General features: G+C 72.0%; 7 protein-coding genes and 2 pseudogenes. 3 read left to right on the forward strand and 6 right to left on the reverse strand.

The window, feature by feature from the left end; all coding sequences use genetic code 11:
- From EAO70_RS01950 to EAO70_RS01965, 4 genes and pseudogenes are all read right to left on the reverse strand, one after another.
- On the reverse strand, positions 1–3,555 hold a 3,555-nt coding region (locus tag EAO70_RS01950; RefSeq protein WP_261992593.1), incomplete at its 3' end, for a CARDB domain-containing protein.
- Positions 3,556–3,956: 401 nt separating this feature from the next.
- Positions 3,957–4,967 carry a LacI family DNA-binding transcriptional regulator gene (locus tag EAO70_RS01955; protein WP_148001304.1) on the reverse strand — a complete coding sequence of 337 codons (1,011 nt, stop codon included), beginning with the start codon at positions 4,965–4,967 and terminating at the stop codon, positions 3,957–3,959.
- 101 nt (positions 4,968–5,068) lie between these two features.
- Positions 5,069–6,409 carry an ABC transporter ATP-binding protein gene (locus tag EAO70_RS01960; RefSeq protein ID WP_148001305.1) on the reverse strand — a complete coding sequence of 447 codons (1,341 nt, stop codon included), beginning with the start codon at positions 6,407–6,409 and terminating at the stop codon, positions 5,069–5,071.
- A gap of 104 nt (positions 6,410–6,513) precedes the next feature.
- Positions 6,514–7,890 (reverse strand): annotated as a pseudogene (locus EAO70_RS01965) (glycosyl hydrolase family 28-related protein); the annotation flags it as partial.
- Positions 7,891–7,904: 14 nt separating this feature from the next.
- Here EAO70_RS01965 and EAO70_RS01970 point away from each other — a divergent pair.
- The 3 genes and pseudogenes from EAO70_RS01970 to EAO70_RS01980 all read left to right on the forward strand — a co-directional run.
- Positions 7,905–8,090 (forward strand): annotated as a pseudogene (locus tag EAO70_RS01970) (glycosyl hydrolase family 28-related protein); the annotation flags it as partial.
- 171 nt (positions 8,091–8,261) lie between these two features.
- Positions 8,262–9,695, forward strand: coding sequence for a WGR domain-containing protein (locus tag EAO70_RS01975; RefSeq protein ID WP_148001307.1), 1,434 nt, complete (start codon positions 8,262–8,264; stop codon positions 9,693–9,695).
- Positions 9,692–10,171, forward strand: a complete 480-nt coding sequence (locus tag EAO70_RS01980; protein WP_148001308.1) for a hypothetical protein — start codon at positions 9,692–9,694, stop codon at positions 10,169–10,171. The genes EAO70_RS01975 and EAO70_RS01980 overlap by 4 nt, the downstream gene beginning before the upstream one ends.
- 106 nt (positions 10,172–10,277) lie before the next feature.
- Here the strand turns inward: EAO70_RS01980 and EAO70_RS01985 are convergent, their stop codons facing one another.
- Together EAO70_RS01985 and EAO70_RS01990 are read right to left on the reverse strand one after the other, a co-directional pair.
- Positions 10,278–10,700, reverse strand: coding sequence for a DUF350 domain-containing protein (locus tag EAO70_RS01985; protein WP_148001309.1), 423 nt, complete (start codon positions 10,698–10,700; stop codon positions 10,278–10,280).
- Between the two features lie 144 nt (positions 10,701–10,844).
- Positions 10,845–11,447: an HdeD family acid-resistance protein gene (locus tag EAO70_RS01990; protein ID WP_148001310.1), complete on the reverse strand. Its 603-nt coding sequence runs from the start codon at positions 11,445–11,447 to the stop codon at positions 10,845–10,847.
- Positions 11,448–11,516: the final 69 nt, after the last annotated feature.

Consider the following 11,516-nt stretch of genomic DNA (forward strand, 5'->3'; position numbering starts at 1 on the left):
GACGTACGACGGCATCCAGTTCAAGACCGGCGGCGGCGCCATGCCGAACGTCAAGGTCGCCAACGTGAAGATCGACAAGTCGCTCAACGGCTGCGGCGTCCTCGCGATGAGCGGTGCCCGCGGCAGCGCCACGCTGACGAACGTCACCGTGACGAACTCCGCCAAGGGCGACATCTGCTCGCAGCCCGGCACGCAGTTCGTCTTCAACCAGGGCTGCGAGCAGATGTCGCCCTTGGCGGAGTTCGTCACGGTGACGTTCGTCAGCGTGGCGCTGCCGCGGGCACCGCTCATCGCGAGGACGCCGCAGCCGTTGAGCGACTTGTCGATCTTCACGTTGGCGACCTTGACGTTCGGCATGGCGCCGCCGCCGGTCTTGAACTGGATGCCGTCGTACGTCGACTCGTGGATGTCGGTGTCCCGGATGGTGACGCCCGGGATGTCCGGCCCCTGGGCGAACAGGGTGATGGCGCCGAACTCCTGGTCCTCGTTCCAGAACGCGCCGCCCGTGCGGTACAGGGCGTTGTTCGCGATCAGGGTCTGCCCGGTGAAGGGGATCGGGTCGTGGTCGGTGGCGAGCATGATGCCGGGGTAGTTCATGGTGTCGGCGATCACGTTGTTCTCGATCGTGTTGCCGTAACCGCCGTAGACCGCGATGCCGTTGGCCCGCCACGGGAGCTGGACCGTGTTGTTGCGGAAGTGGTTGTCGTGGCCGACGTCGACGGAGGTGTCCTTGACGTACTTGCTGGCCCACACCGCGAGGGCGTCGTCACCGGTGTTGCGGAAGGACGAGTTGTAGACGGTGGAGTTGCGGGTGCCGTTGGCGAAGTTGATGCCGTCGGCGTAGGTGTTGCGGATCCGCATGCCGTTGAACTCCAGGCCGTCGCCCGGCCCCCACAGCTCGGGGATGTTGGAGTAGTCGCGGCCGGCCCAGACGCCGACGTTGGCGTGCTCGATCCAGACGTTGTTGATCTTCGTGTTCTTGCCGAAGCGGCCGTTGAGGCCGACGCCGCCCTCGGCGTTGCCGTCGCCGCCGCGGATCGTGCCCGAGCCGAAGACGGCGATGTCCGAGATCTTGGTGTTGTCGTCGATGTCGAAGCCGAAGTTGCCCTCGTGCGGGTGGTTGATGCCGTTCGCCAGGTGCGGCGGGGTCAGCGTGTAGAGCTGGGAGTGCCACATGCCGGCGCCGCGGATGGTGACGTCCCGGATGCCGACCTGGTTGTGGGTGCCCCGGTTCAGCGGGTCGTCGGTGAGGATCTTCTGCTCCTGGCGCCACTGACCGGCCGGGATCCACACGCAGGGGATCTCGCCCTTCTGGTCGGCGGTGACGGCGCGCTGGAGGGCGTCGGTGTCGTCGATTCCGTCGTTGGGGACGGCCCCGTACTCGGTGATCGAGACGCACTCGGCCGGCTTGGCGGCCGGCGGCGCGACCTGCTCCAGGTCGATCAGGTCGACGACGTAGAACGCGGCGGTGTCGCCCGCGTCCCGCTGGAGGCGGAACTTGGTGCCGGCCGGGTAGGACTGGGTCAGCAGGGCGTTGGACTCGTCGAACAGCCGCCGCGCGTCACCGCCCGGGGTGTTGGTGAGCCCCTCCGGCTGGTCGGTGTTGCCGTAGAGCCAGCTGTGCTTGGAGGAGAGGGTCAGCTTCCGCACGAACTGGCCGTTCGCGTAGAGGCTGAGCGTGGCCTCCTGGCCGCCGCCGCCCGGGGCGTCCGGGATGGAGTTCCGTACGACGATGGAGTTCGCGGCGTTGGTGGAGGTGAACTCCACGTAGTCGCCGGTGGAGTTGAGGCGTACCGACTCGCGGCCCGAGGACTCGGTGGCGTAGTTGGTGTGGCCGAACGGGCGGGTGGAGTCGGTGTACAGGAGCGAGCCGCGGTAACTGGCGTCCTCCGCCTCGTACTCCGTGTACGGGACGGCGGCGCCGCGCCCCACGACGAGGGACCGGCCGAAGACGTTGTTGTTCTCGTTCGTCTCGGTGACGGTGCCGGTGGCGTCGGCGGTCGCGGTCAGTGTGACCCCGCCGTTGGTGGCCGTCCACGTGCCGCTGAGGGCGACGTTCGCGGTGTCCCCGGCGGCGATGGCCGGGGTCGTGCCCGAGAGCGTGGTCGTGCCGGCGGTCAGCCGGGTGACGCTGCCGGCCGGGACCGCGGAGGTGCCGCGGTTCTTGACGGCGACCGTGAAGGAGACGGGCGCCCCGACGGCGGGGGTGGCCGGGTTGGGGGTGATGCCGGTGACCGTGAGGTCCGGACCCGGGGTCTGGGTGACCGTCAGCTTGTCCGTCGCGGTACGGCTGTTGTTGCCGTTGTCGAGCTCGGGCACCGTGTCGGTCGGGTCGACGGCGGCCGAGACCGTGTACGAGCCCATCGGGCGCTTGCCGACGGGGACGTTCACGGTCGTCGACTGGCCCGCGGCGAGGGCGGGGACCGGGGCCGATCCGGCGACCGTGCCCTCGGCGCTGACGTTCACCGTCGTCGCCACGGCGGCGGCCGTGCCCGCGTTGCGGACGGTGACCTTGGCGGTCACGTCGTCGGCCTCGGAGGGGGTGGCCGGCTCCCAGGTGAGGTCGTTGACGACGAAGTCGGGGGCGGGCGCGGCCTTGCCGAGGACCTGGATCTCCGCCACCTGGACGCCGGGGGCGCCGGTGTTGGAGAAGCCGGTGAGCCGCAGGTCGGACACCCGGCCGGTCACCGGGATGGTGATGGTGTTCTGCCCGGCCGAGGGGCTGAAGACGTAGTCGGCGCGCGCCTTCAGCGTGGTGAAGCCGCCGGCCGCCGAGGCCCGGCCGAGGACTTCGAGGGACTGGGTCCGCGGGCCCCAGGCGGCGTCCGGGTTGAGCTTGACGACGACGGCCTCGACCTCGGCGTCCGAGCCCAGCTTGACGGTCAGCGAGGCGGGGTGGCCCGCCGACTCCCAGTAGGTGGAGGTGCTGTCGTCGTTGGCGTTGGCGGCCGTGTAGTTCTGTGTCGTGGACGTGGCCTCGATCGGCTTGTTCCGCGCCAGGTTGGTACCGGTGATCGGCGGCGGGTCGCCCGGGTCGCCGCCGGCCTCGCCGTAGATCTCCAGCTCGGAGAGCTGTGCGGCGTTCCAGCCCGTGTTGGAGCCGACCTGGACGCGTACGAAGCGGGCCTTCGCGGTGGGCAGGTCGATGGCCACCGTGTTGGCGGCGGAGGGGGTGAACGACCGGGCCTGCGCCGCGGTGATGGTGCTGAAGCTGCTGCCGTCGGCGCTGCCGAGGACGGCGAGGGACTGGTTGCGCGCCTCCCAGCCGGTGGGCAGTTTCAGCGCCAGGCGGTCGAGGTCGACCTGAGTGCCCAGATCGACCTGGACCCACTGCGGGAAGGAGCCCGACGGGCCCTCCCAGTAGGACTGCTGGCTGCCGTCGGTGACGTTGGAGGCTGGGTAGCCGCCGTTCGCACCGCCGGCCGTCGCCGCTCGGCCGAGGGCGAGGTTGGTCTCGCCCGCGGCCTGTGCGGGGACGGGGAGCAGTCCTACGGAGATCAGGCCTGCCGTCAGCAGACCGACCCCCAGACGCCTGCTCGGATGTATGCCTCTCATGGTGACCTCTCCGCGATGCGGGCGTGGCCCGTGGCCCGTCTCCGTGCCGTGCGGTCTCCCCGGCGCGGCACGCGGCAGGGGAGCTCGGACGAGTTCGACAGGGTCACGCGCCAGGAGCCCGACATGACTCCGACAAGGATCAAATGACGGCTCGCCATCTTCTTGAGTAACTCTGTAACTCATTTGCGCCGTCAGCCCGCAAGGTTTCTACTGGATGACGACTTTGTCAACGGTCCTCGTTCACTTGCAAACATCCGTCATGTTTCGGAAACGCCGACGGCACCGGTGTCGGGGCCGCTTGGGGCGGTGACACCGGTGCCGTCGGGTGAGGGTCAGTCAGTTCTGTTCTGTATGCAGGTGGTTGACGGTCGGCCGGGGCGCGGGCGGGGCGCCCCGGCGGATCAGCGCGGGGTCGGCGGGGCGGTCGATCCGCGGACGACGAGCTCGGGCTCGAAGAGCAGCTCGCCGGGGTGCTGCTGGGTGCCCCGGATCTGCGCGATGAGCAGGTCGACGGCGGCGCGGCCCATGGCCTCGATCGGCTGCCGGACCGTCGACAGCGGGGGTTCCGTGCAGGTCATCAGAGCGGAGTCGTCGAAACCGACCACCGACACGTCCCCGGGCACGGAGAGCCCGCGGCGGCGGGCGGCCCTGATCGCGCCGAGCGCCAGCGGGTCGCTGCCGCAGGCGATGCCGGTCACCCCGCGGGCCAGCAGGCGCGCGGTGGCGGCCTGCCCGCCCTCCAGCGAGAAGATCGACCGCTCGACCAGGTCGTCGGACCAGGGCATGCCGGCCGCCTCGGAGGCCGCCCGGGCGGCCTCCACCTTGCGGCGCGAGGGGATGTGGTCCTCCGGGCCGACCACGAGGCCGATCCGCTCGTGGCCCAGCGAGGCGAGGTGCCGCCAGGCCTGCTCGATGGCGACGGCGTCGTCGCAGGAGACGCAGGGGAGGTCGAGGCCTTCGATCGACGCGTTGACGAGGACCACGGGGATGCTGCGCTCGGCCAGCCGGTAGTAGTGGTCGTGCGGGGCGTCGGCCTGCGCGAAGAGCCCGCCGGCGAAAACCACTCCGGAGACCTGCTGCTGGAGCAGCAGTTCGACGTAGTCGGCCTCCGACACGCCTCCCTTGGTCTGGGTGCAGAGCACCGGGGTGAGCCCCTGCTGCGCCAGCGCACCGCCGATGACCTCGGCGAACGCCGGGAAGATCGGGTTCTGGAGCTCGGGCAGGACGAGGCCGACGAGCCGGGCGCGCTCGCCCCGCAGCTGCGTCGGCCGTTCGTAGCCGAGCACGTCGAGCGCGGTCAGCACGGACCGCCGGGTCGCCTCCGAGACCCCGGGCTTGCCGTTGAGGACACGGCTCACCGTCGCCTCGCTGACCCCCACCTTCTTCGCCACCTGAGCAAGTCGTCGCGTCATACACGCAACTCTAGCGCAAACAACGCAAGGGAATTGCGCCAATCTGACGACTGATGAAACCGGTCAGCGCAAACCGTGCGGTACTCCGGGACGGCTCCGCGTCACCGCCCCAGGGTGGCCGGCGCGTCCGGCGCGGGGCAGATCCGGTCGCCCCGGTGGTCGAACACGTACAGCTGCTCCAGGTCCACCAGCAGCGGGACCTGGGCACCCACCCGCGCCGGCCGCCCCTGGGGCCCGGTCCGCACCACCAGGTCGCTCCGCACGCGACCGCGGCGCTCGGCACCCGCGTCGGCGTCCCGCTCCGAGGCCGCGGTGTACGACGGACCGGCCGGGGCGGCACCGCCGCGGGCCGCGGGCCGGCCGATCCCCCGCCACCACGGCTCGCTCCGGCGGCGCSGCGCCGCCCGGGAACGGGCCGCCTCCAGGTCGCCGACGGACGCCGGCCGTGAGCCGGTGTTCAGATGCACCAGCACCTCGTGTCCCTGGTACTCGACGTGCCCCACGACCCCGACCAGCGGCACCTCGCCCCGCCGGGCCTCGCTGGGAGCGGCGAGGCGTACGGCCTCCGAGCGCAGTCCGACCGTGGTGCGGAGCCCCTGCTGGATGCGGAGCAACTGGTGGTCGACGCTCAGCGGTTCGGGCAGTGGCAGGCTCTGGGAGCCGAGGATGAGCCGCATGGGCCCGTCGAGGGGGGCGTGCACGACGCCCTCCAGCAGGTTGATGCGCGGGGTCCCGACGAAGGCGGCCACGAACACGTTCGCCGGGCGGGCGTACAACTCCCTGGGCGGGCTGATCTGTTGGAGGGTCCCTTCGCGGATGACCGCGACCCGGTCGCCCAGCGACATCGCCTCCGCCTGGTCGTGGGTGACGTAGACCGTCGTCACGTCGAGCTCCGCGGTCAGCCGCGCTATCTCGGCGCGCAGGTGACCGCGGAGCTTGGCGTCCAGGCTGGAGAGCGGTTCGTCCATCAGGAAGACCGACGGTCTTCGGGAGATCGCCCGCCCCATGGCCACCCGCTGCCGCTCACCCCCGGACATCTGGCCGGGTCTTCGGTCCAGCAGGTCCTCGATGGCCAGCATCCGGGCGGTCGCCACCACGCGCGGGTCGGGGTCGGCCGAGGGGTCCTTCAGGCGCAGCGGGAAGCCGATGTTCTCGCGCGCCGTCATGGCGGGGTAGAGCGCGAAGTTCTGGAACACCATGGCGATGTCGCGCTCGCGGGCGGTCATGTGGTTGGCGAGCCGGTCGTCGAGGTACAGCTCGCCCTCGCTGATGTCCTCCAGACCGGCGATCAGGCGCAGGACGGTCGACTTGCCGCAGCCCGAGGGCCCCAGCAGGACGAGGAACTCGCCGGGCCCGACGGTGAGGGAGAGGTCCCGCACCACCGGCGCGCCGGCGTCGGGGAACCTCTTGCTGACGTTCCGTAGCGTGATGGTGCGACTCATGCGGACCTCCGCCTGGCGTCGGTGGGATGGGAGGGGCGCGGTCGCGCCCTGGAAGGCCGCCGGAAGGGCGCGCGCCGGGGAGCGTCCCCGCCGGCGGCCGTACGTCAGGACCAGGGCGAGGGCGCCGGGGGTGCGACGACCGGCGGCCGGTCGTCACAGGTGATCGTGTTCGGCAGCAGCCAGGGCGCCAGCCAGCCGCCGTCGTTGCCGCCGCGGTCGGTGAGGGTGAACTCCGAGCCCGTCGAAGGGAAGTTGAACGCGCCGCAGTTGTTGACGCCGACGGCTCCGACGTTGCGGGCGTCGACGTTCTCGAAGGTCGCGGAGCCGGCCGTACGGGCGCTGACCACGGAGTTCCCGGTGCCGTCGACGCGGATGTCCTTGAAGTGGACCGACGGGATGCCGTAGCGGTCCTTCACCCCGTACTCGCTGACCAGCATGATCGCGTTGTGGGTGGAGTCGAGGTAGTGGTCCCCCGTGACCCGTACGTCGGCGTCGATCGAGCCGTCGAGGGCGTAGAACCAGAGGGCGCCGAGTCCGATCCGCCAGTTGAGGTCGAGGGTGCCGGCCCGGACGGTGGTGTTGTCGGTGAACCGGAGCGTCCCCGTGAAGGGTTCGGCGCCGAAGCGGGCGCCCGCGTGGAGCCCGCTGCCCTCGCGTACGGGGTCGGCGACGAGGTTGCCGGTGACGGTGGTGTCGGCTCCGCCGTAGACGGCGATCCCGTTGGCGAGGGTGGGTGACTGGACGGTGTTGCGGGCGATGGTGTTGCGGGCGTCGGCGGTCTTCTCCGACCAGAGGGCGATGCCGTCGTCCCCGGTGTTGCGGATGAAGTTGTTCCGGACGAGCGAGTCGGTGACCCCGGTGTGGAAGTTGAGGGCGTCCGCGATCTGGTCGGTAATGATGTTGTTCGTGACCTTCACGTTCCGCATCGGGCCGTCGAACCAGAGGCCGACCTTGGTGTGGCGGAGGTGGAGGCCGTCGATGGTGGAGTCGCTCATGGCCCCGCCGACGGCGTTCACCTGGTCGGTGTCGATCCGCTCGCGGACGTCGCCGTCGATGGTGAACCCCCGCAGGTGGACGTTGCGGCTGCCGCCCTCGGCGGCGGGCTTCCCGTAGAGGCCGACGCCGGTGTGCCGCGAGCCGTCGGGGGCGGGTTCGGCGAGGGTGACCTGGCGGCCCTTGAGCACGGTGTGCCAGTTGCCGGCGCCGACGAGGGTGACGTCGTCGACGACGATGTGCCGGTCGACGCGGAAGGTGCCCGGCGGGAGGTAGACGGGGCGGTCCAGGCGCCGGGCGAGGGCGATGGCCCGTTCGATGGCGGGGGCCGCGTCCCTGCGGCCGGTGGGGTCCGCGCCGAGCAGGCGCACGTCGACGCCGCCCCGCTCGACGTGCGGCGGAGCGACCAGTTCGGTGTCGAGGAGGTCGATGACCGTCCAGGCGGCCGGGCTGCCGGCGGGCACGGTGAGCCGAACCTTCTGCCCGGCGCCTGGACCGCCCCGTCTACCTCCCGCCGGGCACCTTCCGCGTCGACCGGCACATCGTCGTCGACGACGTCACCCTCGTCGGCGCCGGCAACTGGCACACCGTGCTCAAGGGCCGCCAGGTCACCCTCGCCGAACCCGCCCCCGACGGCTCGCGGCACACCGGCGTCGGCCTCTACGGGAAGCCCGCCGCCGAGGGCGGCAGGCCCGTCGCCCGTGGTTACGCCCCCCCGGGGTCCGGCCGCCTCCGAAGTCCCGTGGCCGCTTCGACTCCGAAGCCCCGTGGCCCCCTCGACTCCTGACGGAGGACCCGCACGTCTCCGATCATGGCCTCACCCGGGCCGTTGTCAGTGGCTGCGCCTACCGTTCTTCCCATGACGACGACCTATCTGGAGCTGTCGCAGGACGACGGCGCCGCCCACAAGTTCTACGAAGTGACCGTGGACGACCTCACGGTGTCGGTCCGCTACGGCCGGATCGGGGCCGCGGGGCAGACGCAGACCTCCACGTTCCCGACGGGGGCGAAGGCGCAGGCGGCCGCGGCGAAGAAGATAGGGGAGAAGGTCCGCAAGGGGTACGCCCCGGCGGTCCGCGGGGTGCGTGCGGCCCGTGCCGTGACGCGCCGCGCGGTGACCTCCGCGCCCTCCACCGCGCGCGCCGTCGCCCCCGTGCTCTGGCGCTTCCGGACCGGATCGGCCGCCTTCGGCATCCACGTGGACGAGGAGCGCTGCTGGGTCGGCAACCAGGCGGGGGACGTCTTCACGCTCGACCGCTCCGGCGAGGTCCAGGCCCGGTTCAGCCTGCCGGACGGCGTCAAGTGCCTGGTCGCCGACGACTTCTGGATCTACGCCGGCTGCGACGACGGCAAGGTGTACGACCTGTCGTCGAAGCTGCCCTTCGCCGCCTACGACATCGCGACCGACGTCGACATCTTCTGGCTCGACATCCACGAGGGCGTCCTGCACGTCGCCGACCGCTCGGGCCGGCTCACGGTCATCGACCACGAGGACGAGCACCAGTGGGCGCGCGGCGGCCAGGGCGAGCACGCCTGGATGGTCCGCGCCGACAAGGACGCCGTCTACTACGGGGACACGCGCGGCGTCGCCGCCCACGCGCCGGACGGCGGCGGCGAGCTGTGGCACACGGCCACCGACGGCGGGGTGCTCTTCGGCTGGCAGGAGGACACCGCGGTCTACGCGGGCACGGCCCGCAAGAAGGTCCAGCGGCTCGCGAAGAAGGACGGCCGCGTGGAGGCGGTCTACGCCTGCGACAGCCCGGTGTACTCCTGCGCCACCTCGCCCGGCGGCCGGTTCGTCTTCGCGGCCGACTCCGCCTCCTCCGTCTACTGCTTCGCGGAGGACGGCACCCGGCTGTGGAAGCTCGGCACGGGAGGCGGCTCCGCGCTCTCCATGCAGTACCGCGACGAGCGCCTCTACCTGGTGACCACGGACGGCTCACTGGTCTGCGTGGACGCGAGCGAGGCGGCGATCCAGGCCGCCCAGGGCGGCACGGTGCCGGTCGCGCGGGACATCAAGCTCGCCGCGGCCATGCCCGTGTACGAACCGGCCACGACCGTCACCGCCGTCACCTCCGTCAGCGTCGCCCCGGCCGGTTCGGTGGTCGTGGAGTGCGTGAACGAATCGGGCAGGACCCGGGTCCGGGTGGTCTCCGACGGCTACGACTCCGCGTGGAACGTGCAGTTCCCGCGCGCGATCCGGCAGCCCGGCGCGCGGTACGTGGTCGACGCCCTGCACGCGGCGGCGGGAGGCTTCTACCGGGTCCGCGGTGACATCCGGCGGTTGCAGTGACGACGGGTCACGGGGGCGGCGGCACGTTCGAGGCGGCCACGGGGGACGGCCCGCCGCCCCCGGCGGACGCCGAGCAGCGGTCCCGGGAGGTGCGGGCCGCCCTCGACGGGCTGCTCCAGATCAGACGGCTGACCCACCGTCGGGGCGGCGGCGACCCGGGGGCCGTGCCCGCGGACTGGGAGCGCCGGCAGCCGGTCCGGGCCGTGGCGCTCGCCCTGGAGTCGGGCTCCCTCAGCCCCTCGGCCGTGGACGCCGCCGGACTCCGGACCGCCACGGGCTACCGCGTCCGGCCGGCGGACCGGCCGGGCGCCGTGGTGGTCGAATGGCTGGGCCCGCCGGGCTCGGGCGCGGCCCTGGAGGAGGCGACGGCCCTCGGCGGCTGCGTACCGGTCCTGGAGCGGCTCGGCTGGGAGGCCCTCCTGTACAAGGGGCCGCGCGGCCGCCGATACCTGGAGGTGGAGCCGCTGCCGGGCTGAACGGACCGGGACCGGCGGGGCGAGCGGCGCGGGCCAGGGGTGCGGCGCGGCGGACGGGCCCGTGCTCCGGGGAGGGGCGTGGCGGACGGGCCGTGCCCCGCCGGAGTCAGGCGATCGAGGCGGAGACGATCGCCGAGACCGCGATGTTGCAGGAGGCCGTCACCCAGACCGCCGGGTGCGGCTCGGGGTCGACCAGGGTGGCGCCCAGCCTGCCCGGCGTGACCAGGTCCACCACGAGGAACGCCACGGCCATCATCACGAGACCGAGCAGGCCGAACGCGGCCGTCGACACGAGGCCCTTGCCGAAGTTGTCGTACGTCGTCCAGATCGAGGTGAAGACGATGCCGCCGATGCCAAGGAGAGCGGAGCTGAGCAGGATCGAGGCGTTGCGGTTGCGGTCCTCCCAGATCTGCCGGCGCAGCTTGCCCGGGGTCAGCACGTCCACGAGGACGATGCCGAGTATCAGCAGGACCACGCCGAGGGCGCCGTAGGCTCCGGCCCGGCCGAGGCCGTTGACGATGTCGCTCATGGTGTGCCGGTCTCCGGGGGATCGCGATCACGGGGGATCGGTGGTCAAGGACCGGCAAAATGTAGCGCACGCGTCAACGACGCCGCCGCCCACCCGGGAACCGGGCGGACGGCGAGGGGGGGTGGGGGTGGCGCGCGGACGCCGTCAGACCCCGGGCGGCAGGTCCCTGGCGCGCGACCGCACCTGGAACGCGGTGACGATCTCGACCGCGCCGACGGCCAGCAGCCAGATGCCGCCCAGGACCATCAGCACCGCGGCCGACTCCAGCGGGGAGACGATGAGGACCACACCGGCCAGCGCGTTCACGACGCCGAGGAACACGTGCCAGCCGCGCGCCGGCATCGTCGGGTCGGAGGCGGCCGCGATGGTCTCGGTGATGCCCCGGAAGAGCCAGCCGATCCCGATCCAGAGCGCCAGCAGCAGAATCGACTGCGTCGCGCCCCGGAGGCACAGCAGGCCCAGCAGGATCGAGAGGGCGCCGCTGATGAAGGCCATGACGCGCAGGGCCGTCGTGGTGTGGGTCCCGAAGGCGGCGATCAGCTGCATGACACCGCTGCACAGCAGGAAGAGGCCGAAGAGCAGCCCCGCCACGAACAGCGAGGCGTCCGGCCAGACCAGCACGATGACGCCGAGGACCAGTGAGGCGATGCCGGCGAAGAGGAGCGCCTGCCAGGCGGCGCCCGCGAGCGCGCTCAGCGGGCCGGGCGGCACGTCCTGGTGCCGCGGGCCGTCTTGAGTCCGTGTCATGGACGGTTCCCGTCCTTCCGTGGAGAGAGGGGCAGAGTCGGGGGCGGGCGGAACGGATCTGGGGTTGCC

The organism is Streptomyces sp. adm13(2018) (assembly GCF_008042145.1).
Lineage (GTDB): Bacteria > Actinomycetota > Actinomycetes > Streptomycetales > Streptomycetaceae > Streptomyces.

Bases quoted from the DNA above. Each gene is read 5' to 3' on its own strand.
- EAO70_RS01955 (WP_148001304.1), bottom strand. From the start codon at position 4,967: ATGACGCGACGACTTGCTCAGGTGGCGAAGAAGGTGGGGGTCAGCGAG.
- EAO70_RS01975 (WP_148001307.1), top strand. From the start codon at position 8,262: ATGACGACGACCTATCTGGAGCTGTCGCAGGACGACGGCGCCGCCCAC.
- EAO70_RS01985 (WP_148001309.1), bottom strand. From the start codon at position 10,700: ATGAGCGACATCGTCAACGGCCTCGGCCGGGCCGGAGCCTACGGCGCC.
- EAO70_RS01990 (WP_148001310.1), bottom strand. From the start codon at position 11,447: ATGACACGGACTCAAGACGGCCCGCGGCACCAGGACGTGCCGCCCGGC.